Here is a 23,207-nt window from a genome sequence, read left to right as displayed (position 1 = left end):
GCTCGAGGTCGATCTGCGTGTGCACCTCGCTGAAGGCGCAGTACAGACCGGCGGGCGCCGCAGGCGGGTTCCGGCCCGGCGGACACCGGGTGCGGCGGACGGGGTGACACGGGTTTGGGCCGATCGGGAACCTGGAAGGCGTGGGCGGTGTATGACAGGTAGGACCCGCCGCGTCGAAGGGACGAAGATCGTGCAACGTCGAGTGGTGACGGGCGTCCTGGCCGCCGCCCTGCTGTGGACGGCCGGGTGCTCCTCCGGGGACTCGTCGGCCGGTTCGGCCGGCGGCGACGCCGTGGTGCCCAGCCGTGCGGCGACGTCCTCACCCTCCGGGCAGGCGCCCGGGGAGAGCGCACCGCCGGCCAAGGGGTCGGTGAAGGTGCTGCGCACGGTCGCGGAGGAGCTGGACTCCCCCTGGGGACTGGCCCCGATTCCCGGCGGAGGCCTGCTCGTCTCCTCGCGCGACAAGGCGACCATCACGCGTGTGGACGAAAGGACGGGGAAGAAGACCGAGCTGGGCACGGTGCCCGGGGTGGCGCCGGAGGGCGAGGGCGGTCTGCTGGGCATCGCGCTCTCCCCCGACTTCGCCTCCGACCACATGATCTACGCCTACTTCACCTCGGCCTCGGACAACCGCGTCGTCCGGATGCTGTACGAGGCCGGAAAGCCGGCCGGGCAGCAGCTGGGCGCACCCGACACGGTCTTCAAGGGGATCCCCAAGGGGTTCATCCACAACGGCGGCCGGATCGCCTTCGGCCCCGACCGGATGCTGTACGTGGGCACGGGCGAGTCCGGCGACAAGGGGCTGTCCCAGGACCTGAAGTCCCTGGGCGGCAAGATCCTGCGGCTGACCCCGGAGGGCGAGCCGGCCCCGGGCAACCCCTTCCCCGGCTCCCCGGTGTACTCCTACGGCCACCGCAATGTGCAGGGCCTGGCCTGGGACGGCAAGCAGCGCTTGTTCGCCTCGGAGTTCGGCCAGAACACCTGGGACGAGCTGAACGCGATCAAGCCGGGGGACAACTACGGCTGGCCCGAGGCGGAGGGCAGGTCCGGCAACTCGGCGTTCCACGACCCGCTCGCCCAGTGGCGCACGGACGAGGCGTCCCCGAGCGGCCTCGCCCACGCCGGGGGCTCCCTGTGGATGGCCGGTCTGAGGGGTCAGCGTCTGTGGCGCATCCCGCTGAAGGGCACGGAGGCGTCGGCGGAGCCCCAGGCGTTCCTGGCCGGCGAGTTCGGCCGTCTGCGCACGGTGGTCCCGGCAGGCGGCAACAAGCTCTGGCTGATCACCAGCAACACGGACGGCCGCGGCAACCCGAAGAAGGGCGACGACCGGATCCTGGAGCTGGAAGTGACGTGACGCCGGCGCCTGGAAGGCCCGTGCCGGCCGTGTCATCGCGCCGCCGGCCGGTCCCCGGTCTCCGGTGGGAACAGACCCAGCCGGTGGGCCATCGCCGCTGCCTCCCCGCGGCCCGAGACCCCCAGTTTGGCGAGGATGTTGGAGACATGGACGCTGGCGGTCTTGGGGGAGATGAAGAGTTCCTCGGCTATCTGGCGGTTGGTGCGGCCGTGGGCGACCAGGCGCAGGACCTCGCGTTCGCGGTTGGTCAGGCCCAGGGACTCGGCGGGGCCGGCGGCGGACCGCTGCTGGGGGGCGCTCGTCAGGGTGAGGCGGGCGCGGCGGGCGAGCAGGGCGGCACGGTCGGCGAGCGGACGGGCGCGCAGATGCTCGGCGGTGGCATGGACCAGGCGCAGCAGTTCGGTGGCACGGTTCCGCTGGTCCTCGTCGGCGGCGAGCAGCGCCTCGGCCAGGCGGCAGCGGACGCGGGCGAGGTCGTAGGGGCGTTCCAGCGTCTCGAAGGCGGCGACGAGCTCCGCCCAGTCCTCCGGCCGGTCGCGGCCCTCGGCGCGCAGCAGTTCGGCGTGCACCCAGTGTTCGTACGCCTGCCAGACGGGCACGTTGGTGGCGAGTGACTTGGCGGCCCGGCGGATGCCCGCGAGGGTCTCGGGACGTCCCGGGCCGGCGGCGGGCAGTCCGGACACGTCGGCCTCCGCGGTGGCGGCGGCCAGCAGCAGGGGCCAGCCGTAGCGCTGGGTGCCGGGCGGGAAGCCGTCCTCCAGGACGCGCTCGAGTTCGGCGCGGGCGTCCAGCAGACGGCCCTCGCCCGCGGCGATCCCGATCGCGATGCGGGCCAGCGGCAGGAAGTACTGGGGCACGATGTCATGGGTGCCGAAGTGCTCGTGGGCCTCGGCCAGGTGACCGGACGCTTCGGCGAGGTCGCCACGGGCGAGGGCGATCTCGGCGCGGATCCGGGCGTGGAAACCACGGGGCTTGGCACTCTGGCCGACGTACCGGGACCGGGACGCCGCCTCGGCGGCCTCCTCCCAGCGGCCGAGGGTGAACAGCGACTCGGCGAGGTTGCCCCACACCCAGGCCTCGCTGCTCAGCAGGCCGAAGCGCCGGGTGAAGGCGATCCCCTCCTCCAGAAGCGGCACGGCCTCGCGGGAGCGGCCGACGGACTCCAGTGCGGAGGGCAGGTTGACGTAGGACCGGGCGGCGACGGCGGCGATGCCGTCGGCGACGGTGCGCTTGTTGACCTCGTCCATCTCGGCGAGGCCCGCCTCGATGTCACCGGCCTGGACCATGAGGCCGCCGAGGGTGAGCCGCGCGGTCATCTCGATCTCACGGGCGCCGACCATGCGCGCGTACTCCACGGCCCGTTCGGCGGCCGAGAGGGCGTCGGGCCCCGGCTCGTGCGCCATGGCCCATTTGGCGACATTGGCCAGGACCTCGGCGTGCACCTCGGACGGGGGCAGTCCGCGCACCAGTTCCTGCGCGGTGTCCAGTTCCCGCCGGCCGTCGCCGAGGGCCTTCGCCTGGACCAGCCGGGAGCGCTGGACCCAGAACCAGGCGGCCCGAAGGGGATCGTGCTCGTCCTCCAGAAGCCGCAGCGCCCGTTTGATGATCCGCATGGCGCGGTCCCGTTCCCCGCAGAAGCGGCCGGCGACGGCGGCCTCGGCCATCAGATCGAGGTAGGTCAGCGGGGTGGTCGCCGGGTCGCAGCCGCACGGGGCGTAGGTCGCGGTGTAGTCGGCCAGGCGCAGCCGGGCGCGCACCTCCTGCGGCGCGGCGTCCCACAGTTCCATCGCCCGCTCCAGCAGCCCCAGTTGCTCGCCGTAGGCGTGCCGGGCGCGGGCCGCGACGGAGGCGTCGAGGACGGCGGGCAGGGCCTTGGCCGGGTCATGGGCGTGGTACCAGTAGCTGGCCAGCCGCATGACGCGCTGGTCGGCGGGGACGAGGGCCGGGTCGGCCTCCAGTGCCTCGGCGTAACGGCGGTTCAGTCGTGAGCGCTCGCCGGGCAGCAGGTCGTCGCTGACGGCCTCGCGGACCAGGGAGTGCCGGAAGCGGTAGCCGTCGCCGGTGGGCGCGGCGATCAGGATGTTGGCGTTCACCGCGTCCCGCAGCGCCTCGATGAGGTCGTCCTCGGAGAGCCGGGCCACGGCGGCGAGCAGCCCGTGCTCGACGGTGGACCCGCCCTCGGCGGCGATCCGGACGATCCGCTGGGCGGGCTCGGGAAGCGCCTCGACCCGGACGAGGAGCAGGTCGCGCAGGGACTCGCGGAGGCTGGGGCAGCCGCGCTCGCGGACGGCGACGGCGAGTTCCTCGACGAAGAAGGCGTTGCCGTCGGAGCGTTCGAAGATCTCGTCGACCTGGGCGGGGTCCGGTTCGGCGGCCAGGATGCCGGCGATCTGGCGGCTCACCTCCTGGCGGGTGAAGCGGGCGAGCTCGAGACGGCGGACCGTGCGCAGCCGGTCGAGTTCGGCGAGCAGGGGCCGCAGCGGGTGGCGGCGGTGGATGTCGTCGGAGCGGTAGCTGGCCAGGATCAGAAGGCGGCCCGTGCGCAGGGTGCGGAAGAGGTAGGCGAGCAGGTACCGGGTGGAGGCGTCGGCCCAGTGCAGGTCCTCCAGGGCCATGACGACGGTGTGGTCGGCGGCGACGCGCTCCAGCAGCCGGGCGGTGAGTTCGAAGAGACGGGCCATGCTCTCCTCGTCGTGCCGGCCCGTGCCCCGTGCGGCGGGCGGTTCGCCGAGTTCGGGCACCAGCCGGGCGAGTTCCTCCTCGTGTCCGGCGATCGCGGCGGCGAACGCGTCGGGCAGTTCGCGGCGCAGGGCGCGCAGGGCGGCGGAGAAGGGGGCGAACGGCAGCCCGTCGGCGCCGACCTCCACGCAGCCGCCGAGCGCCACGACGGCGCCCCGGCAGGCCGCGGAACCGGTGAACTCCTCGATCAGACGGCTCTTGCCGACGCCCGCCTCACCGCCGAGCAGCACCGTCTGCGGCTCGCCCGCCGCCGAGCGGGCGAGCGCGTCGTGCAGAGTGCTCAGCTCGTCGGTGCGGCCGACGAACACCGGACTGACGGATCTGCTCCCCACAGTCCAGAGCATCGCATGCGGATCCGACGGCACGGCACTCGTTTTCCCGGTCCGCCTCCCGTTCCGCTTCCTGTTCCGTTTCCCGGTCCACGCGGCCGTGTTCATGCCGCGCGGGTGAACCGGGTCCGGGACGGATCGCGTGGATCGGGTTCCGTCCCGGAGCTTCGTCCGGCGGCCGAGCGGCGCGCGGCGCGGCGGGCGTCGAGGGCCTCGCGGACCAGGCGCTCCTGCTCGGCGCGACGGCGGAGTTCGGCGGTGCGCTGCTGGTGGAGTTCGAAGTGGAACATGACGTCTCCCTGGCAAGAGGTGGTGGCCGGCATCGCTTCCGGCGATGCCCCCACCTTCGTCCCCTCGGGGGGCCGGCCGCATCGGGAGAGTTCCGCATCTTTCCGCGGCGGAGGGCCTCAAAGGGCGCGTGCGGGGCCTCGCACCGGCCGTAAGGCTGGGGGAAGGCCGTCTGAGGCACCTACGGCGGCAGGCCGACGCGCTGTTCGCGCGCCGGTCGAGGTCCTGTTCCCGTGTCCCGCACCGTACGGGTGGTGCCCGTAAGGTCTCCCGGTGCTCCTTTTATCGGCAATTACTCCAATTGTTGTCGGTAACCTTGGCGCAGCATCAGATCGAGCTGTGAGAGCGGGGGCGGGGATGCACCGACCAAACGTCATCGGTGACTGGCAGGAGTACAAGGAGGACTACGCGGGACTGCGCGTCCGCGTCCACTCCTTCAAGAAGGGGGACGTCCCTCCCGAGGGCCGGGACGGCAACGCAAAGAAACTCACCTACTTCAGCTTCCGGGTCACGGTCGAGAACCGCGCCGAGGAGTGGTTCCTGATCGAACTGGAGCGACGCCACATCGATGTGAGGGTCGGCAAGGACGGTGACGCCGCCTTCATCGACTACAACAGCAAGGAGATCGAGGGCTTCAAGCTCTACCCGCTGCGTCGGGCCTCGGCGACCTTCTACGCCGCTGCACCCGCCCGCGACCTGGGTGTGGTCGCCATCCAGGTCCACATGCGGATCGATGACGAACAGTCTCCTGCGTACGTGTGGGTCGGCGGCGCCGATGTGCCCGAGTCCGCGGTCAGTACCTCGAAGAAGGCCAGCCGAGCCAAGGGCTCCATCGCCAGTGAAGTGAGCGAGTTCCTGAAAGAGCAAGGGGCCACCTCGGGAGAAACCACCGGTGATTGAGCGGCGCACTGCCTTCTCCCGGCCCACACAACAAAGGACCTCAACGTGAACGCAGAACGGTGGAACGCCCGCTACCCGGTTGGCACGCGGGTGATGGTCTACCCCGGCGTGCGGCCGGAAGACCCGCTCGCGGTCGCGTACCAGGAGCGCGCTGCGGCCGACCGCCTTCTCGGTGACAAGGACACCGGCCCGTGTCGGAGGCTGGACACCGTCACCCGCTCAGCCGCCTGGACCCTCGGTCACGGTGCCCCGGTCGTCCTGGTCGAGGGCCAGACCGGCGGTATCTCGCTGGAGCACGTCGACCCGATCGTCCGGGAGCTGTCGCCGTGAGCGTCCACGACGAGGAGGTAGAGGAGGTAATCGACGCTGAGCTCGTCGACGACGGCGGCCTGGCGCTCGTCAAGGAACCGCCCGCGCGTCCGCTCATCGACCACAACACCGTGCTGCACCCTGGGCAGGCCATCCCCACCACCGCCACCCCAGCACGCAGTACACCGAGCGGGACCTGTACGTCAGCGATGAGAGCCGCGACCTGCACGACACGGACCCCACCGACACAGGCCCAAGAGGGCCTTCAAGCAGTGGTGCGCGGAGCAGGGGCGCGTGGCCGTGCCGTGCACCACCGCCACGTTCACCGAGTACGGCCGGCACCTGATGGCGCGGGGCCTCAAGGTCTCCACCATCAAGAACTGCATGTCGCGGATCCGGACGGCCATGCCGCCGGGGAAGAAGCCGGACAACAGCCTTTATCTGCGGCTCCTGGCCAACTACCGGAAGACCAACAAGCGGGCCCTGCGTGTCCGGCAGGCGTTTCCGCTCACCCTGCCGTACGTTGTGCCGATGATGGAGAAAGCGGAGGCAGACGGCAGGCCGATCGGCATCCGTGACGCGGCGATGTTCGCCTTCGGGTACCTGTTTCTTGGCCGCAGCATCGAAGACGTCGACCTCATAATTGAGGACCTCACGGTCATGGACGACCGGGTCGTCGTCTGGCTTGCCGAGGACAAGACCCATAAAGAACGAGGCGCAGACGGTCACGCTCAAGGACCGACCGGACATCCAGCTCGTCCGGCGAATGCGCCGCTGGCTGGGCTACCTGGCCGAGCAGGGCATCACGACAGGACCCTTGTTCCGGCATCTCCTCAAAAACGGTATGCCTGCGTCGGAGGAGACCCGGGCGAAGACGGCCACGAAGCGTGGCGTGCACCTGCGTGGGCACGTCGTTAACGAACGAGTTCAGTTTTGGTTCGCCAAGGCTGGGCTGGTCAGCGATGGCCGACCAGTTACCTCTCCCGGTCTGCGCGCGGGCGGCGCCACCGACCCTGCCGAGAACGGCGCCACCGATCAGGAGCTCGAGGAAGCCGACCGTTGAGCCAAGGGGTCATCCATCCCCCGCACGGTCTACGTACGCCCGGCGCAGGCCGCGAAGAAGAACCCGTTCGCCAAGGTGCCCGTGCACAACCCAGCGCAGTCTGCACAGGAGTGACGCGGTATCAAGACCTGTAGATGACGAGCCCCGTTCCTCCAAGGGAACGGGGCTCGTCCGTACCCCGCGAAGCCGATCGCGGGGTACCGTCCTGGTGTCGAGGCAGAACAGGAGTAAGTATGCATGCTCTACCTCAGGACCACACCGGAGTGCGAATCGCTCGCCTCCGCCGCGAACGACACCTCACCCAGAAGGCCCTTTCAGAGCTGTCGGGAGTCCCCTACAGCACGCTGACGAAGACGGAGCAGGGGGTCCTTCCCGCAACTCCGCACGTCATCGCCGCCTGCGCCCGAGCTATGCGCGTGGAGGTCTCCACGATCGTGGGGCAGCCCTACATGAGCGAGCTGCGGGCCGACGAACTCGACGTCTTGATAAGGCCCATCAGGGAGGCCTTGGACGTCTACGACCTGGGGGCCGACCCCGACGTACAGCCACGGCAGCTTTCGGAACTCAAGGACGAGGCTGAAGCGCTCTGCGCGGCCGTACGTGGGGGCGAGATCAAGAAGGCCGCCACGAACGTCGCCGGGCTCATCGAGGAGGGCACCACCGCGGCCCACACGATGAACAGCACCGAGGGGTGGCTGACGCTCGCGTCGTTCTACCGGACGGCCTACGACGTCGCCGCGAAGCTCGGGTTTCCGGACCTCGCCCAGCTCTCGCTCGCCCGCATGGACTGGGCCGCGCAGCGCGGTTCCGACGCTGTCCTTGGCGGCATGTACCAGTATCTTCGGGCACTCACCTACCTGCGCGAGGGGAAGTACAGGACGGGGCAGCGGCTCGTCACGCTGGGACTCTCCACGCTTCAGCAGGCGGACAAGAGCCGGGCGCGTGAAGTCGTCACCGGACAGCTCCACCTCGGTGGCGCGGTCATGGCTGGCCGGGCGCACGACGAGGACCAGGCCCTGTCCCACCTTGCAGAGGCGGAGCGGATCGCCGAGAAGACCGGAGAAGCGGTCAAGGTGCACTGGCTCGCCTTCGGGCCCACCAACGTCAAGGTACACCGAGTCTCTGTGCGCGCCGAGCTCGACCAGTACGGCGAGGCCGTCGAGGAAACGAAGGGCCTCATCATCCCGAAGGACTGGCCGAAGTCTCGGACCAGCCACCACTACGCCGAGGTCGCCCGCGCCCAGATGTGGACCGGAAAGCTCGAGGACTCCTTCCGGAGCCTCCTCATGGCCCGCAAGACGGCTCCCCAACAGGCCAGGTACCACCCGACGGTGCGGGAGACCTACGCAGGGCTCGAAGCTGCGCACCGCAGACTCCCGGAGAGCTTCCTGTCTTACGGATCGTGGCTGGGAGCCAACTAAGTCGCGTAGCCCTGACCTCGCCTGTGTGACTCCATGTCAATCTTTGGCCCTAACTATCATCAATTGATGATAGTTAGGGCCTAGTCATGCCACCACCATGTCGTCACTGGCCACTTCGACATGGAGTCGACCATGATGACGAAGCATGCCGCGGCCCCGGGACGCATCTGTCGGCGCGTTCCCGCTGCCGCCGCCCGGGAACCGGAACGCAAACCTTTACAGCGCACGCTCACCCGCCCCGCCAGGCGTAGCCTCACGCACGTTGCCCAGGCAGGCCCACGCTCTCCTCGGAGGGCGTGATGGGGGCGACAGCCGCACAGATGCCTCGCGCGGCGCACCGCCGTGGCGGGAACGTGATGAGCGAACGTTTCAAAGTGACCGCCCGCCGTGGCGATGCCCCGCCCCGTGCCGAGGATGCGTGCCGGGTAGGAATCATGCGGCGGATCGCCGCCGCACGGCTCAGGTACTGCGGCCTCGAGGCGATGACAGCCGATGTGATGGTGATCGTCTCGGAGTTGCTCACCAACGCACTTATGCACAGCGGCACCACCGAGATCGGGCTGGGCATTGCTGTTGAGGGTGAGTCCCTGCACATCGTCGTCCACGACGGCATGCCGGGCGGGGCGGCTCCCACGACCGTGGACGACGACGCCGAGTCTGGGCGCGGCCTGCTCCTCGTTGAAGCCCTGGTGAAGGAGAACGGCGGCACGTGGGGGACCAGCGACGCGAGTGCCACCACCTGGTGCAGCCTCACCGTCCCGGCGGAGATCCGGCGGTGAACGCGTCGGCCGCTTTCCCCCGGTGGACGCCGCCCCTCGGGGTCGACGACCTGGCCGCGCTCTTGGCAAAGGTCCAGCAATGGACCCCTTTCGATGGGGACGCCTTACTCGACGACGTCGGCGCGGTCCTCGACGAGGTCGTACCACCTGAAGAGGACTTCGATGTCCTCGCTCAGCGTCTCCGCGGGCACCTGATGCGGCTCGTGGACATCGCAGTGGCGGCCGGGGTCGCCGACAAGGACCTGGAGGCGGAACGCCTGATCCGCCAGGCCCGCACGGTGCACGCCGGGGACGTGCCGGGCGACCACCGCAGGGCCGTCGGACACCTGCGCCGCATGGCCTGGTCCCTCAACGAGCTGTTCGAGCGGCTGAGCGCCATCAAATACGTCAAGGAGGCGGCGTGACAGCCCTTCCACTCTTCTGCAGTCAGCCACCCGGACCGAAAGAGATGCCCTCTGCTGTGCCCTCCACAAGCGAGCCGCGCCTGATCCCCTACATCACCCAGCGCAAGGGAGAAGAGGCCGCGCCGGACAACCTCATGATCTGTCTGCATGTATCTGGACCCCGCTTGTACTACCGCGACGAGGACCCACGGGACCGGCCCGTACGAGACGTGCTCTGGGCGCGCTGTGGGTTCAACCCCGCAGACCGGCACGGCATGCCGACGGGCGAACCGCAGTGGAAGCTCATGCATCCCTACCGGCAGATGATGACGATGCGGACCCTGCGATGCCAGGTCTGCGCCGGGCCCGCGCGGACTCCCCTCGGGTTCATCTTCCTGGCCGGACCGAAGGACGAGGACCCGACACAGTCCACGATCTGCACCAACCAGCCGCCCGTGTGCCCCAAGCACGCGCGGGCCGCCGCAGCGCTCTGCCCCCACTTGGAGAAGAACCCCCTCGTTCTTCTCGCCCGGAGCGCTCCTTTGCACGGGGTCCACGGCGTTGTCTACGGCCTCAACACCGACAATGAGGTGCACGTCGTCGCACAGCCGGACTACCCACTGCCTTTCGGGCACCCCGACATTCCCACCCTGCTCGCTTCACAGCTCATCCGACGGCTCAGCTCCTTCCAGGCCATGAACCTGGACGAGTTGCAGCGAGAGCTGTCTGCAGCCGCATAGGCCCCTGCCCGGTGGCCCGGATGTCCCCCGGCCGGGCCGTCGGGGGACATCAGCACCCCGTTTCAGCGCAGGACCTGCGCTGTCGGCTGCACCGAAGGAACAGCAGTCCTCAGCGGGGGTCCTGGGCCCCCTTCGCCCCCTTCCCGGGGGGGCGGACCGACGATTGAGGAGCATCAATGGCGAACACGACCTATCAGCAGCCTCCGCAGTTGACCGTTCTCGACGGATCTGTACTCCCCGAGGACTGGGAACTGACGACCACCATCACCCAGACTCCGATCCCGGTCGTCGAGGCCTGCGACACGAATGACGGCTGCAAGCCGTCCTGCGCGTCGGCCTGCGTATCAAAGTGACCCGACCTGCGGTGGTGCGGGCACACCTTCCGTGCCCGCACCACCGCACATCCCTGGAGGGACACGGCTGATGGCCCAAAGCACCTTCCGCAGGCACGGCGACGTCCTGGTCTTACGCGCTGCCGCTCTACCTGTGCAGGCTCGCCCGGATGACTGGCCCGATGTGGAATCCCCGGAGGAATGCCACCAGTGGCTGGCCCGAGTCTGGACGGCCAACTCCTTTGTTGAAGCGTTGCGAGCGGCGTCTCCCCGGCTGGTCGCCTTCATCGAACAGATCCTGGATGGCCGAAAGGTCCCGCGGAAGCGGCTGCGTAGCGCGACTCTGTCCGTCGCCAGCTACCTTCTGCGGGCAACGTCCCGGCCGACGCCATTCGGTCTCTTCGCCGGCGTAGCTCTCGCCGATATCGGGCCGGTGTCTGCGGACGTCAGCGAGGACCACCGGGCGTTCGCACGTCCCGACACGCTGTGGGTCGATCATGTACGCCGCATGCTGGAGCGCCGCGCCGACGTCCTCCCGCACCTGACGATTCAGGTCAACACACTCTCGTTCCGGCGCGGTGACGCCATCTGCGTGCCCCGCTCAGGCGGACGTCTGGCGAGCGCACCGCTCACCCGCCCCCTGGCCATCCTTTTGGCTGCGGCGGCCACATCAACCACCGGCCACCATCTCCTGGAAGTCCTGGCCACAGCAGGCGGCACGCCAGCCCAGGCCACTCGATTGATCGGTCAGGCCTTGGAAGACGGGTACCTGACCAGCGACCTTGCCGCGCCCATGACGGTCGAGGATCCCGCCGACCACATTGTCCGCACATTACGGCCGCACGCCGACACGCTCGACGAGGACACGATCCAGATCCTCGACCGCTTGGAGGAGACGAGGCTGATCCTTGCCGCCCACAACCGGTCGTCTGACCATGAGGAGGCCAGCAGGCTGCGGGACCAGGCTGACACCGCAATGCAGACGATCCAGCCAGCAGCCTGCCGCAGCAGGATCAGCCTCGACCTACGCATCGACGCCCGCGTGTCCGTACCCCGCCAGGTCTTGGACGAAGTAGAACGTGCAGCGCACGCGCTTGCCCGCCTGACCCGAACTCAGGGGGAATCACCCGCTTGGGCCGCCTACCAGACACACTTTGGGGAACGCTACGGCACCGGGGTCCTGGTCCCGGTCCGTGACGCCGTCGACCTGGCCGCGGGTATCGGACTGCCGGCCGACTATCCGATGTCGGGGTGGCGTCCGCCACTGCTCAAGGTGCTGCCGCGCGACGAGCAACTCGCAGCGCGGGCCATGCAGGCGGCTGTGACCGGCGCCCGTGAGATCGTCCTCACGGAGCAGGACATCGACGACCTCGCCGGAAGCGAGCAGGACAGACCAACGGCTCCGCACGTGGAGATCGCGTTCAAGGTTCGGGCCGCCAGCGAAGAAGCCGTAAGCAGCGGCGACTTCATCCTCGATGTGCGGCCCGCGTGGACGGCCGGCGTTCTTTCCGGCCGCTTCACAACCGTGCTTGGGGCCAGGCTGTCAGAGCTGTATCGGACACTGCCCACTATGACCGAGGGAGCCCTGCCTGCTCAGCTCTCCTTCATGCCCGACTTCCCGCACGCCCAGAACGTCTCTCGCATCCCCACCTTGCTGCCCTACGCCATACCTGTGGGCGAGACCCGGACCTCAGCGGACCATCTCATCGACGTCGACGACCTTGCCGTGTACTCCACCGGCAGCGCTCTGCACCTGGTCAGCATCTCCCGACGGCGCATCGTGGAGCCGCAAGTGCTGCACCCCCTTGCCCTGGAGAAGCAGGCTCCGCCGCTCGCCCGGTTCCTGGCCCAGCTCGGGCGTGGCTTCGCCACGGCCTGGACCGCGTTCGACTGGGGGCCGGCCGCGTCGGCGCTGCCCTACCTGCCCCGCGTCCGCTACCGTCGCGCCGTGCTGACCCCGGCACGCTGGAAACTGACGGCCACGGACTTACCCGCAGGACCATTCAGTCCGGCCTGGCACAAGGCGCTGAGGGAATGGGCGGACATCTGGCACTGCCCCGCCCGGCTGCGACTGCTGGACGACGACCGGACCATGCCCCTGGACCTGACCGAATCCCTTCACGCGCGCCTCATCCACCAGCATCTTCGCCGCTACTCGCACGCGGTGCTCACCGAGGCCGTGAGCGATGAGGAACTCGGCTGGCTGGGGTACGCCCACGAGCTGACGATCCCGCTCGTCACCACCCGGGCGCCAGCCCCCATCCGGATCTCACGCACGCCCCCGTGGTGACCAACCGGGACCTGGCGCATCCTGCAGACAGTGCGCAGCGGTGGACTCAGGCGAAAGTGTTCACCCATCCCACCGCCATGGATCAGATCATCACGGCGCGGCTACCCCGGCTGCTCGACGATCTTGGTACCGCACGGGCGTGGTTTGTGCGGTACCGGTCCCTGCAGGAGCCCGATCATCTCCGCATTCGTGTCGACTCTGGCAACCACGTGGCCACTCTGCGAGCTCTGTCTTCCTGGATGCGCCAGCTCACCGCAGACGGGCTCGCTTCCCAGCTCGTCCTCGACGGCTACCGGCCCGAGATCGGCCGCTACGGCACTGGGGCAGCCATGGCCGCAGCCGAGGACGTGTTCATTGCCGACAGCCTCGTCACCCGCTATGCCCTCACCGACCTGCCCGCCTTGGAGCGGGAAACGCTGTGCGCCCTCAGCATGATCGACATCGCGGAGGGGTTCCTCGGCACGCGTGAAGGCCAAGCCTGGATGGCACGCACCTCCGTGCGCGGCACCGGCCGCTTCGGCATCACCCGGCAGACCGTCGACCAGGTCAACGCCCAGCCCCTCCGGAACGCCACACCACGCCTCGCACAGGCCATCGCCCAGCGGCGGGCCGCCCTCGAGACGTACCGGGCGCAGACGGATGACAGCCGACTGGAGCAAGTCCTGCAATCCCTGCTCCACATGCACCACAACCGGTTGGTCGGCCCCAACCGGGAGAGTGAGGCAACGGCCCGTCACGCCGCACGGCAGGCTTGCCGATTCCTGCTGCTGAGGAAGACCTCATGAATCACGACAACCTCGGCGCCGGCTACGCCGCGACCGCTCTCTACGAAATGGTCGTCGCCCGCGACTCAGGTCACTGGTCGAAAGCCCACGATGCAGCCAAGACTCTGAGCTCTCAGCCCATCAACGGCCACCCGACGTACGCGAGCCTATACCGCGGCGTTCCCGCGGTCGCATACGTCTTGCACATCGCCGGCCACCCGGCCTACGCGCGGGCCCTCGCTCAGCTCGACGCCGAAGTCGTCGCAATCGTCGCTGATCGCTTGGCCGCCGCCCATCGCCGCATGGACAACCGAACCCCGCCGCACCTGAGGGAATACGACCTAATCAGCGGCCTGACCGGGCTTGGCGTCTACCTCTTGCACCGCGGACGTGACAAGGCACTCAAGCCCGTCTTGCGCTACCTGGTGAAGCTGCTCACCGAACCGCTCACCGTCAATGGCCACAAGGTACCTGGATGGTGGGCGGCAACCGGCCCGCGAGACACCCCCGATACCGGACAGCTAGCCCACGGCCACGCCAACTTCGGTATCGCGCACGGTGTAGCCGGGCCACTCGCCCTGCTCGCCCTGGCCCGCCGCGCCGACTACATCGTTGCCGGGCAGGACGACGCCCTCGCCGAAGGCATCACCCACCTCACAGCCTGGGTGCAGCCCCTCGCCGGGGGTGGCACCGGATGGCCTGAATGCCTGTCGCTCAACGCCTACCTGCAAGGACCCCAGCCCGGAGCCGCCCCCAGCCGTCCCTCGTGGTGCTACGGCACTCCCGGCATCGCACGCGCCCTACAGCTCGCCGCGCTCGCTCTTCATGACGACACCGCGCGTCGCCTCGCCGAGTACACGGCTCTGCAGGCCATCACCGACCCCCGGCAGACCGACCAGATCACCGACACGTCGCTCTGCCATGGGTGGGCGGGTCTTCTCCTGACCGCCGACCGTATTGCCGCCGATGCCGCGTCGCCCGGTCTCACCCAAGTCCTGCCCGCACTGTATGACCGCCTTACCACCGAAATGGCGCGTCGCCAGACAACCGAGCACAACGGCCTGCTCACCGGCCACGTCGGCGTGCTCCTCACGCTGCACACCCTCACCACCGTCCGCCCCGTTGACTCAGGGTGGGAGACCTGCCTACTCCTCGACTGAAAGCGACATACATTGAGCCAGACCCCTACAGCCGACCAGCTTCGCAACCGGCTCGTCGACGAGATCCTCAGTCAACGCAGCATGCCCGCCGATGTGGAACGGGTCATGCGCACCGTGCCCCGGGACGCTTTCCTGCCCGGCATCAACCTCAAGGACGCCTACACAGACCAGGCCGTGATCATCAAAGACAACCCTGACGGGCCTCTCGCCCTCTCCTGCGCATCCGTGCCATCCGTTGTCGCAATGATGCTCGAGCAGCTCGGTGCCCGAGCAGGTGACAACGTCCTCGAGATCGGTGCCGGCACCGGCTACAACGCCGCCCTCCTGGCCGAGCTCGTCGGCCCCGAGAAGGTCACGACCGTCGACATTGACTCCGACGTCGCCCTGCACGCCCGTACTACTCTCAACGCTGCTGGGTACGACCGTGTCACAGTGATCGAGCGCAACGGTCTGCTCGGCGCAATCGAGAACGCACCGTACGACAAGATCATCGCCACGGTCGGCGTCTGGGACATTCCCACTGCTTGGTGGGAACAGTTGAAAAACGGCGGTCGCCTTGTTCTGCCGCTGCGCTGGCGCGGACAGACCCGTTCGGTCGCGCTGATCCGCCGCGGCAGCAAGCTGGTCTCCGAGGGCATGGAGCTGTGCGGGTTCGTCCCGATCATCGGGCAGAACGGCGAGAAGACCTCAGCTCTCAACGCGGACGACACCATCCGCGTGCACTACGACCAGGATCAGGACGTCGACGTCGCTGCCCTTGCCGCCACCCTGCAGTCGGGCGAGCCGGCTCTCGAGGTCGCCTCCGACCAGCGAGTCGGAGGCGAGGAGTCGTTTGACGGGGTATGGCTGCGGGCCACGGCCAGCGACGACCGCGTATGCCGACTGGAAGTCACTCCGAGGGCGTTGGAGCAGGAACTGGTTCGCAGGCCCGCCACACCCATCCGCACCCCCGTCCTGGTCGAGGGCGGCTCACTGGCCTACCTGACCATTAGCCGCGAAGGCGCCGACCCCGAGCGACCGTTCCGACTCGACGCGGCCGCCTACGGCCCGCGGCGCGAGGAGCTCGCACGGGACCTCATCGCACATATCGAAGCCTGGGGCCCCGACCGCCTGGCCATCCCACGGATGATCGTCACGCCCGCTGAGACCGGAGCCACAGCAGGTCACGTGATCAGAAAGCCCGAGAGCCACATCACCCTCGCGTACTGAACCAAGCCAAAAGGGCCTCTGCCACCGCCCGGGTCGCCATCACCCTACGGCACGGCTACTCTCACCCGCGGGTCTTGGAGAGCCACGTTGTAGTTACCTGACCCGCTCCTTACTGCGTCCCCGAGTTTCCCCCGGCTCGGGGGCGCAGTGCACTGGGATGTAACAGATCGCGGCCGTTGACGTTCCGACGGTGAGGAACGCGCGCCCCCGGTCGGGTGCGCGGGGAAATCCGCGGTGTGCCGGGGGTCCGGCGATCTTGGTCCGGCTTCGTCGTCACCCGGGGACGTCGCGTACGTCCGGCCGCTGTTCCCTCGCCAGTTCCTCCACCGCGCCGCTGAGCCTCTCCTGACCGGCGCGGCACTCGGGCGGTTCGATGCTGAACCGGGGCAGCACCCGGTCCAGTGAGCGCGGCAGCCACCAGTTGGCGCGGCCGAGCAGATGCATCAGGGCGGGCACGAGCAGGGTGCGCAGCACGAACGCGTCCAGGGCGACGGCGGCGGCGAGCGCGATGCCGAACATGGCGATCACCCGGTCGCCGCCGAGCACGAAGGCGAGGAAGACCGAGATCATGATGACCGCGGCGGAATTGATCACCCGGCCGGTCTCGGCGAGGCCGACGCGGACGGCCCGCCGGTTGTCGCCGGTCTCCCGCCACTCCTCGTACATCCGGCTGACCAGGAAGACCTGGTAGTCCATGGACAGCCCGAAGAGCACCGAGACCATGATCACGGGGAGGAAGGGTTCGATGGGCCCGGCCCGGCCGAGGCCCAGGAACTCACTGCCCCAGCCCCACTGGAAGATCATGACGACGACCCCGAAGGCGGCGGCGACGGCGGCGATGTTCATCGCGGCGGCCTTCAGGGGGACGCCGAGGGACCGGAAGGCGAGCAGCAGCAGGACGCAGCCGAGGCCGACGACCACGCCCACGAACAGCGGCAGCCGGTCGGTGATCGCCTCGGCGAAGTCGTCGTGTCCGGCGGTGACCCCGCCGACGTGCAGGTCGAGCGAGGTGCCGGTCTGGGCGCGCGGCAGCACCTCGGTGCGCAGCCGGTCGACGAGCTCGCTGGTGCGCTGCGCCTGGGGCGCGGAGTCGGGGACGACGGTCAGGTAGGCGGTGGTGCCGCCGGTGTTGTAGGTCGCCGGGGTCACCGCGGCGACGCCCTCGGTGGTGCGCAGGGTGTCGTCGAGGTTGTCGAGGGCGAGCTTGGCCTCGGCCCCGTGCACACGGGTCACCAGCGTGAGCGGCCCGTTGATGCCGGGGCCGAAGCCCTCGGCCATGAGGTCGTACGCCTTCCGGGTGGTGGCCGTGCTGGGGTCGTTGCCCTGGTCGGAGGAGCCCAGGCGGAGGGAGAGCGTGGGCAGGGCGAGCACGGTGACGACGGCGAGGGCGACGGCGCCGAGCAGCCTGGGGTGGCGTTCGACGAAGGCCGACCAGCGGGCGGCGAACCCGGTGGGCAGCTCGGGCCGGGGGCCGTGCTCGGCCAGCCGGCGCCGCTCGCGCCGGCTCAGGGCGCGCAGGCCGATGAAGGACAGCAGGGCGGGCAGCAACGTCACCGAGGCCGCGACGGTCAGGAGCACGGTCAGCGAGGCGGCGACCGCCACGCCGTTGAGGAAGCCGAGCCGCAGGATCAGCATGCCGAGCAGGGCGATGCACACGGTGGCACCCGCGAAGACGACGGCCCGTCCCGTGGTGGCGACGGCGTTCACGGCCGCCTCGGTGGTGCCGAGTCCGCGTTTCAGTCCGCCTCGGTGCCGGGTGACGATGAACAGCGCGTAGTCGATGCCGACGCCGAGCCCGATCAGCATGCCCAGCATGGGCGCGAAGTCGGCGACCGTCATGGCGTGGCCGAGGAGTCCGATGGCGGCGTGGGCGGTGCCGACGCTCACCAGGGCGGTGGCGATGGGCAGCAGGGAGGCGGCGAGCGAGCCGAACGCGAGCAGGAGCACCACCCCGGCCACGGCCACGCCGACGATCTCGGCGCTGTGCCCGCCGGAGGTCTGGGTGACCCCGATCGCGCTGCCGCCGAGCTCCACCTGGAGCCCGGCGGTCTCGGCGGCCTTGGCGGCCGTGACCACGGCCTGGGCCTCGGCCCTGGTGATGTCCCGGGCCTCGTCGGTGAAGGCGACCGTGGCGTACGCGGTACGTCCGTCGCGGCTGATCCGCTGCGCGTCGTGGCTCTTGTACGGGCTGGTCACGGCGGCCACCCGGGGCAGGGCGGCTATGCGGTCCAGGGTGCGGCTCATCGTCTGCTCGACGTCGGGGTCGCGCACGGTGCCGTCCGGGGTGTGCCACACGATGGTGTCGCTGTCGCCGCCGAGTCCCGGGAAGCCCTCCTGGAGCAGCCGGACGGCGCGGCCCGATTCGGTGCCGGGGACCTCGTAGTCGTTGGAGTACGCCGGACCGGCGACGGCGGCAGCCGTGGTGACGCCGCCGAGAGCGAGGAGCCAGAGCAGTACGACGGCGAGACGGTGCCGGACACACCAGCGTGCTAGGGCTGCCACAAACGTGCTCCCAGAGTGGCTGTGCGGATCTTTGACCGGGAACAGTCGTCCATGACGGAAACGGCCCGCAAAGACCGCATGAGCAATCCGCATACACTCTTGCAGGCAAAAGTGATCGTTTGAGGCGTGAGCGGCCCTCTGCGCACAAGTGCGACTCAATTCACAGGGGGTTCAGCCGCCTCACAGCGGCTCGGGCGGCTCAGTCGAACTGATCGCCGAGCGCCATCACCATCACCCCTGCGATCATCAGCCACAGCGCCCGCCGGGTACGTCCGCGGGAGCCGAGGAGGGCCGCGACGGCGCAGACGCCGGCGCCGGTGGCGTAGGCGGCCGGGACGAGCGCGGGGGCCGGACGGGCCAGCCGCAGCAGCGCCGCGGCGAACCCGGCGAACGTCAGCAGCGCACCGGAACTGGTCGCGGTCCAGCGGGCACGCCGGGCGACCTGCGCGAGGTCCTCGTCCGCGATGTCGTCCGCGTCGCCTGTGTCGTCTGCGTTGTTCGCGTTGTCCGCGTCACCTGTGCTGTCTGTGTTGTCGACGGCGTCGGCGTCGCCCGTGTCGTCGGTCTCGGTGCCGGTCCCCGCGTCGGCGCCCGCGTCGTTCCCGGCGTCGGTGCCGGTGGCGTTCCCGGCGGTGCCCTCGGTGTGCTTCCCCTGCTCGTCGGCGTCGTCCCGTACCGCCCGCACCGCGGCGGCCTGGACGTCGTCGGCCTCGGTTATCTCGGGGTGCGTATCGGAATCGGCGCGTCCACTCATGGCGCGGGAGCGTAGCGCCTCCGGCACACCGGCCCGGTGAGGGGGTTCGCACCGGCCGCCGGGCAGGAGCGATGAACGGTCTCGCCGACCGCCCTGCCCTCCCCCGTTTCTCCCTCGCTGCCCCCGCGGCAGCGCCTGTGCGGTGGCGGCCCCGGAGGCGCGGCGGAGCGGCGAAGAGGGCTGCTCGTGCGCATGACGAAGGGGTGCACCGGTCCTCGGTGCACCCCTTCGTCGAGTCCGGGTCAGCCTTCGCCGACGCCCAGCTTCTCCAGGAGCAGCTCCTTGACGCGCGCCGCGTCGGCCTGGCCGCGGGTGGCCTTCATGACCGCGCCGACCAGGGCGCCGACCGCGGCGACCTTGCCACCGCGGATCTTGTCCACGATGGCCTGGTTGCCGGCGATGGCCTCGTCGACGGCGGCGTTCAGCGCGCCCTCGTCGGAGACGACCTTCAGGCCGCGCTTCTCGACAACCTCGTCCGGGCCGCCCTCACCGGCGAGAACGCCCTCGATGACCTGGCGGGCCAGCTTGTCGTTCAGGTCTCCCTTGGCGACCAGCTCGGTGATCCGGGCCACCTGGGCGGGGGTGATCGGCAGCTCGTCCAGGGCCTTGCCCGACTCGTTGGCGGCCCGGGCGAGCTCGCCCATCCACCACTTGCGGGCGGAGACGACGTCCGCGCCGGCCTCGATCGTGGCGGCGATCAGGTCCAGGGCGCCGGCGTTGAGGATCGCCTGCATGTCGGTGGTGGAGATGCCCCACTCCGCCAGCAGCCGGGTACGGCGGGCCAGCGGCAGCTCGGGCAGCGCGGCGCGGATCTCCTCGACCCACTCGCGCGGCGGGGCCACCGGAACCAGGTCCGGCTCGGGGAAGTACCGGTAGTCCTCGGCCTCCTCCTTGGTCCGGCCCGAGGTCGTCGTCCCCGTGTCCTCGTGGAAGTGGCGGGTCTCCTGGACCACCGTGCCGCCGCTGCTCAGGACGGCGGCGTGGCGCTGGATCTCGTACCGGACCGCGCGCTCCACGGACCGGAGCGAGTTGACGTTCTTCGTCTCCGAGCGCGTGCCGAACGCCTCCGTGCCCCTGGGCCTCAGCGACAGGTTCACGTCGCAGCGCATCTGGCCCATCTCCATGCGGGCCTCGGACACGCCGAGCGCCCGGATGAGCTCGCGCAGCTCACGGACGTACGCCTTGGCGACCTCGGGGGCGCGCTCGCCGGCGCCGGTGATCGGCTTGGTGACGATCTCGATGAGCGGGATGCCGGCGCGGTTGTAGTCCAGCAGGGAGTAGGCCGCGCCGTGGATACGGCCGGTGGCGCCGCCGATGTGCGTCGACTTGCCGGTGTCCTCCTCCATGTGGGCCCGCTCGATCTCCACGCGGAAGATCTCGCCGTCCTCCAGCTGTACGTCGAGGTAGCCGTTGAAGGCGATCGGCTCGTCGTACTGGGAGGTCTGGAAGTTCTTCGGCATGTCCGGATAGAAGTAGTTCTTCCGGGCGAAGCGGCACCACTCGGCGATCTCGCAGTTCAGCGCGAGGCCGATCCTGAGGGCGTACTCCACGCCGGTCGCGTTGACGACCGGGAGTGCGCCGGGCAGGCCGAGGCAGACCGGGCAGGTCTGGGTGTTCGGCTCGGCGCCGAGCGCGGTCGAACACCCGCAGAACATCTTGGTCTTGGTGCCGAGTTCGACATGGACCTCGAGGCCCATGACGGGGTCGTACGACGCCAGCGCTTCCTCGTACGACACCAGGTCGGTCGTGGTGGTCACGGTGAAAACTTCCCTCTCAGCCCAGCAGGACGTCGTCGTCGCCCAGCCGCTTCAGCTCGCGGTAGAGGATGGCGAGGCCGGTGACGATCGAGGCGGCGGACACGGTGGCGTCGATCAGGCGCAGCGTGTCGTGCTCGGCGCGGGCCTTCCTGATCTGCTTGACGACACTGATCGCGCCGAGTGCGGTGGCGGCCATGGACAGATACGTACCGGACTTGGACTTCTTGAAGCCCTTGGCCTTCTGCAGTGCCTTGCTCACAACGACGGAGCCTCCTCGAGCAGCGGGTGCCCCCACTTTTGCACGAAGGCGGCCTCCACGGCGGCACCCGCCTTGTACAGGCGGTCGTCCTTCATCACCGGAGCGATGATCTGCAGACCGACCGGGAGGTTGTCCTCCGGCGCGAGACCGCAGGGCAGGGACATGGCCGCGTTGCCCGCGAGGTTGGCCGGGATGGTGCACAGGTCCGCGAGGTACATCGCCATGGGGTCGTCGGCGCGCTCGCCGATCGGGAAGGCGGTGGTCGGGGTCGTCGGGGAGACGATCACGTCGACCTGCTCGAACGCCTTGTCGAAGTCCCGCTTGATGAGGGTGCGGACCTTCTGCGCGCTGCCGTAGTACGCGTCGTAGTAGCCGGAGCTGAGCGCGTACGTGCCGAGCATGATGCGGCGCTTGACCTCGGGGCCGAAGCCCTCCTCACGGGTGAGGGAGGTGACCTCCTCGGCGGAGCGGCTGCCGTTGTCGCCGCTGCGCAGGCCGTAGCGCAGGCCGTCGAAGCGGGCCAGGTTGGAGGAGCACTCGGAGGGCGCGATCAGGTAGTACGCCGACAGCGCCAGGTCGAAGGACGGGCAGTCCAGCTCGACGATCTCGGCGCCCAGCTCCTTCATCAGCTCCACGGCCTCGTCGAAGCGCTGGAGGACACCGGCCTGGTAGCCCTCGCCGCGGAACTGCCTGACCACGCCGACGCGCATGCCCGCGACGCTGCCGTTGCGGGCGGCCTCGACGACCGGCGGGACCGGCTCGTCGATGGAGGTGGAGTCCATCGGGTCGTGCCCGGCGATCACCTCGTGCAGCAGGGCCGCGTCCAGGACCGTACGGGCGCAGGGGCCGCCCTGGTCGAGGGAGGAGGAGAAGGCGACCATGCCGTAGCGGGAGACCGCGCCGTACGTCGGCTTCACACCGACCGTGCCGGTGACGGCGGCCGGCTGGCGGATGGAGCCGCCGGTGTCGGTGCCGATGGCGAGCGGCGCCTGGAAGGAGGCGAGCGCGGCGGAGGAGCCGCCGCCGGAGCCGCCGGGGACCCTGGTGAGGTCCCAGGGGTTGCCGGTCGGGCCGTAGGCGCTGTTCTCCGTCGACGAGCCCATGGCGAACTCGTCCATGTTGGTCTTGCCGAGGATGACGACGCCGGCGGCCTTGAGCCGCTTGGTGAGGGTCGCGTCGTACGGCGGGATCCAGCCCTCGAGCATCCTGGAGCCGACGGTGGTCGGCACGCCCTCGGTGGTGAAGATGTCCTTCAGCGCGAGGGGGACGCCGGCCAGCGGGCCGAGCTTCTCGCCCCGCGCGCGCTTGTCGTCGACGGCGCGGGCCTGGGCGAGGGCGCCCTCGCGGTCGACGTACAGGAAGGCGTGCACCTTCTCGTCGACGGCGTCGATCCGGGCGAGGTGGGCCTCGGTGACCTCGACGGCCGTGAGCTCACCGGAGGCGATCTTCCCGGCGATCTCGGCGGCGGTGAGCCTGATGATGTCCGTCATGGCGGCTTACTCCTCCCCCAGGATCTGCGGCACCTTGAAACGCTGCTGCTCCTGGGCCGGGGCGCCGGAGAGCGCCTGCTCGGGGGTGAGCGACGGACGGACCTCGTCCGCGCGCATGACGTTGGTCAGCGGCAGCGGGTGGGAGGTCGGCGGTACGTCTTGGTCGGCGACCTCACTGACGCGGGCCACCGCGCCGATGATGTCGTCCAGCTGGCCTGCGAAGTGGTCGAGCTCTTCGGGCTTCAGCTCCAGACGCGCCAGCCGGGCGAGGTGGGCGACCTCCTCGCGCGTGATGCCAGGCATGCAGCGTTCCTCTGGGGTGAGTGTGTGCGGTTTGGGCCCAATCCTATGGGGCACGGTCCGGTGACCGTGAAACGCCGACGGA

Annotated in this window: 21 protein-coding genes; 13 read left to right on the top strand and 8 right to left on the bottom strand. The window is 69.7% G+C overall.

The genetic code is table 11. The features are described from left to right. Positions 1 to 151 precede the first annotated feature (151 nt). Entirely contained in the window at positions 152 to 1,354 is a 1,203-nt protein-coding gene (locus ABD224_RS14090; protein ID WP_344049875.1) for a PQQ-dependent sugar dehydrogenase, read from the top strand. A 32-nt stretch (positions 1,355 to 1,386) separates the two neighbouring features. Here ABD224_RS14090 and ABD224_RS14085 read toward each other — a convergent pair whose 3' ends face one another. Together ABD224_RS14085 and ABD224_RS14080 are read right to left on the bottom strand one after the other, a co-directional pair. Next, the gene (locus ABD224_RS14085) at positions 1,387 to 4,437 is read right to left on the bottom strand and encodes a helix-turn-helix transcriptional regulator (RefSeq protein WP_344049874.1); all 3,051 of its coding nucleotides are present in this window, start codon (positions 4,435 to 4,437) and stop codon (positions 1,387 to 1,389) included. 89 nt (positions 4,438 to 4,526) lie between these two features. Beyond that, positions 4,527 to 4,712, bottom strand: coding sequence for a hypothetical protein (locus ABD224_RS14080; protein WP_344049873.1), 186 nt, complete (start codon positions 4,710 to 4,712; stop codon positions 4,527 to 4,529). A 355-nt stretch (positions 4,713 to 5,067) separates the two neighbouring features. Here ABD224_RS14080 and ABD224_RS14075 point away from each other — a divergent pair, with 355 nt between their 5' ends. The 12 genes from ABD224_RS14075 (at position 5,068) to fxlM (ending at position 16,060) form a co-directional block, all read left to right on the top strand. Further along, positions 5,068 to 5,610 (top strand): hypothetical protein, encoded by a 543-nt coding sequence (locus ABD224_RS14075; RefSeq protein ID WP_344049872.1) that lies wholly within the window; start codon positions 5,068 to 5,070, stop codon positions 5,608 to 5,610. A gap of 45 nt (positions 5,611 to 5,655) precedes the next feature. Further along, complete coding sequence (locus ABD224_RS14070) at positions 5,656 to 5,940, top strand: hypothetical protein (RefSeq protein ID WP_344049871.1); 285 nt, start codon at positions 5,656 to 5,658, stop codon at positions 5,938 to 5,940. A 273-nt stretch (positions 5,941 to 6,213) separates the two neighbouring features. Further along, positions 6,214 to 6,837 (top strand): hypothetical protein, encoded by a 624-nt coding sequence (locus ABD224_RS14065; RefSeq protein WP_344049870.1) that lies wholly within the window; start codon positions 6,214 to 6,216, stop codon positions 6,835 to 6,837. Positions 6,838 to 7,215: 378 nt separating this feature from the next. Continuing rightward, positions 7,216 to 8,403, top strand: a complete 1,188-nt coding sequence (locus ABD224_RS14060; RefSeq protein ID WP_344049869.1) for a helix-turn-helix domain-containing protein — start codon at positions 7,216 to 7,218, stop codon at positions 8,401 to 8,403. 434 nt (positions 8,404 to 8,837) lie between these two features. After that, complete coding sequence (locus ABD224_RS14055; protein ID WP_344049868.1) at positions 8,838 to 9,182, top strand: ATP-binding protein; 345 nt, start codon at positions 8,838 to 8,840, stop codon at positions 9,180 to 9,182. Next, positions 9,179 to 9,586, top strand: a complete 408-nt coding sequence (locus tag ABD224_RS14050) for a DUF6415 family natural product biosynthesis protein (protein WP_344049867.1) — start codon at positions 9,179 to 9,181, stop codon at positions 9,584 to 9,586. Before ABD224_RS14055 ends, ABD224_RS14050 begins: the two co-directional genes overlap by 4 nt. A 56-nt stretch (positions 9,587 to 9,642) precedes the next feature. Further along, positions 9,643 to 10,305: a hypothetical protein gene (locus tag ABD224_RS14045; RefSeq protein WP_344049865.1), complete on the top strand. Its 663-nt coding sequence runs from the start codon at positions 9,643 to 9,645 to the stop codon at positions 10,303 to 10,305. Positions 10,306 to 10,481: 176 nt separating this feature from the next. Then, a complete protein-coding gene (fxlA, locus tag ABD224_RS14040) occupies positions 10,482 to 10,658 on the top strand; it encodes an FxLD family lanthipeptide (RefSeq protein WP_344049864.1) in 177 nt (58 codons plus the stop codon). A gap of 70 nt (positions 10,659 to 10,728) precedes the next feature. Then, complete coding sequence (locus ABD224_RS14035) at positions 10,729 to 12,927, top strand: lantibiotic dehydratase family protein (protein ID WP_344049863.1); 2,199 nt, start codon at positions 10,729 to 10,731, stop codon at positions 12,925 to 12,927. After that, the gene (locus ABD224_RS14030) at positions 12,921 to 13,712 is read left to right on the top strand and encodes a thiopeptide-type bacteriocin biosynthesis protein (protein WP_344049862.1); all 792 of its coding nucleotides are present in this window, start codon (positions 12,921 to 12,923) and stop codon (positions 13,710 to 13,712) included. The genes ABD224_RS14035 and ABD224_RS14030 overlap by 7 nt, the downstream gene beginning before the upstream one ends. After that, the gene (locus tag ABD224_RS14025; protein ID WP_344049861.1) at positions 13,709 to 14,851 is read left to right on the top strand and encodes a lanthionine synthetase C family protein; all 1,143 of its coding nucleotides are present in this window, start codon (positions 13,709 to 13,711) and stop codon (positions 14,849 to 14,851) included. The genes ABD224_RS14030 and ABD224_RS14025 overlap by 4 nt, the downstream gene beginning before the upstream one ends. 12 nt (positions 14,852 to 14,863) lie before the next feature. Continuing rightward, positions 14,864 to 16,060, top strand: a complete 1,197-nt coding sequence (gene fxlM / locus ABD224_RS14020; protein WP_344049860.1) for a methyltransferase, FxLD system — start codon at positions 14,864 to 14,866, stop codon at positions 16,058 to 16,060. A 273-nt stretch (positions 16,061 to 16,333) separates the two neighbouring features. Here fxlM and ABD224_RS14015 read toward each other — a convergent pair whose 3' ends face one another. The 6 genes from ABD224_RS14015 to gatC all read right to left on the bottom strand — a co-directional run bounded on the left by ABD224_RS14015 (position 16,334) and on the right by gatC (position 23,125). Further along, complete coding sequence (locus ABD224_RS14015) at positions 16,334 to 18,562, bottom strand: MMPL family transporter (protein ID WP_344049859.1); 2,229 nt, start codon at positions 18,560 to 18,562, stop codon at positions 16,334 to 16,336. A gap of 199 nt (positions 18,563 to 18,761) precedes the next feature. Continuing rightward, entirely contained in the window at positions 18,762 to 19,316 is a 555-nt protein-coding gene (locus ABD224_RS14010) for a hypothetical protein (RefSeq protein WP_344049858.1), read from the bottom strand. Positions 19,317 to 19,558: 242 nt separating this feature from the next. Continuing rightward, a complete protein-coding gene (gene gatB / locus ABD224_RS14005) occupies positions 19,559 to 21,073 on the bottom strand; it encodes an Asp-tRNA(Asn)/Glu-tRNA(Gln) amidotransferase subunit GatB (protein WP_344049857.1) in 1,515 nt (504 codons plus the stop codon). Between the two features lie 16 nt (positions 21,074 to 21,089). Next, entirely contained in the window at positions 21,090 to 21,332 is a 243-nt protein-coding gene (locus tag ABD224_RS14000) for a hypothetical protein (RefSeq protein ID WP_344049856.1), read from the bottom strand. Next, on the bottom strand, positions 21,329 to 22,822 hold the full coding sequence (gene gatA, locus ABD224_RS13995; protein WP_344049855.1) for an Asp-tRNA(Asn)/Glu-tRNA(Gln) amidotransferase subunit GatA: 1,494 nt from the start codon (positions 22,820 to 22,822) through the stop codon (positions 21,329 to 21,331). Before gatA ends, ABD224_RS14000 begins: the two co-directional genes overlap by 4 nt. A gap of 6 nt (positions 22,823 to 22,828) precedes the next feature. Next, positions 22,829 to 23,125 carry an Asp-tRNA(Asn)/Glu-tRNA(Gln) amidotransferase subunit GatC gene (gene gatC / locus ABD224_RS13990; protein ID WP_006130840.1) on the bottom strand — a complete coding sequence of 99 codons (297 nt, stop codon included), beginning with the start codon at positions 23,123 to 23,125 and terminating at the stop codon, positions 22,829 to 22,831. Positions 23,126 to 23,207 lie beyond the last annotated feature (82 nt).

Source organism: Streptomyces thermoalcalitolerans (assembly GCF_039525155.1).
In the GTDB taxonomy this organism is placed as follows: Bacteria; Actinomycetota; Actinomycetes; order Streptomycetales; family Streptomycetaceae; genus Streptomyces; species Streptomyces thermovulgaris.
The sequence above is the reverse complement of the archived record's forward strand: the minus strand, read 5'-3'. Positions and strand labels throughout refer to the sequence as shown.

Bases quoted from the DNA above. Each gene is read 5' to 3' on its own strand.
- ABD224_RS14010 (WP_344049858.1), bottom strand. From the start codon at position 19,316: ATGAGTGGACGCGCCGATTCCGATACGCACCCCGAGATAACCGAGGCC.
- gatA (WP_344049855.1), bottom strand. From the start codon at position 22,822: ATGACGGACATCATCAGGCTCACCGCCGCCGAGATCGCCGGGAAGATC.
- ABD224_RS14085 (WP_344049874.1), bottom strand. From the start codon at position 4,437: ATGCTCTGGACTGTGGGGAGCAGATCCGTCAGTCCGGTGTTCGTCGGC.
- ABD224_RS14075 (WP_344049872.1), top strand. From the start codon at position 5,068: ATGCACCGACCAAACGTCATCGGTGACTGGCAGGAGTACAAGGAGGAC.
- ABD224_RS14055 (WP_344049868.1), top strand. From the start codon at position 8,838: ATGCGGCGGATCGCCGCCGCACGGCTCAGGTACTGCGGCCTCGAGGCG.
- ABD224_RS14080 (WP_344049873.1), bottom strand. From the start codon at position 4,712: ATGTTCCACTTCGAACTCCACCAGCAGCGCACCGCCGAACTCCGCCGT.
- ABD224_RS14090 (WP_344049875.1), top strand. From the start codon at position 152: ATGACAGGTAGGACCCGCCGCGTCGAAGGGACGAAGATCGTGCAACGT.
- ABD224_RS14025 (WP_344049861.1), top strand. From the start codon at position 13,709: ATGAATCACGACAACCTCGGCGCCGGCTACGCCGCGACCGCTCTCTAC.
- fxlA (WP_344049864.1), top strand. From the start codon at position 10,482: ATGGCGAACACGACCTATCAGCAGCCTCCGCAGTTGACCGTTCTCGAC.
- ABD224_RS14035 (WP_344049863.1), top strand. From the start codon at position 10,729: ATGGCCCAAAGCACCTTCCGCAGGCACGGCGACGTCCTGGTCTTACGC.
- gatC (WP_006130840.1), bottom strand. From the start codon at position 23,125: ATGCCTGGCATCACGCGCGAGGAGGTCGCCCACCTCGCCCGGCTGGCG.
- ABD224_RS14060 (WP_344049869.1), top strand. From the start codon at position 7,216: ATGCATGCTCTACCTCAGGACCACACCGGAGTGCGAATCGCTCGCCTC.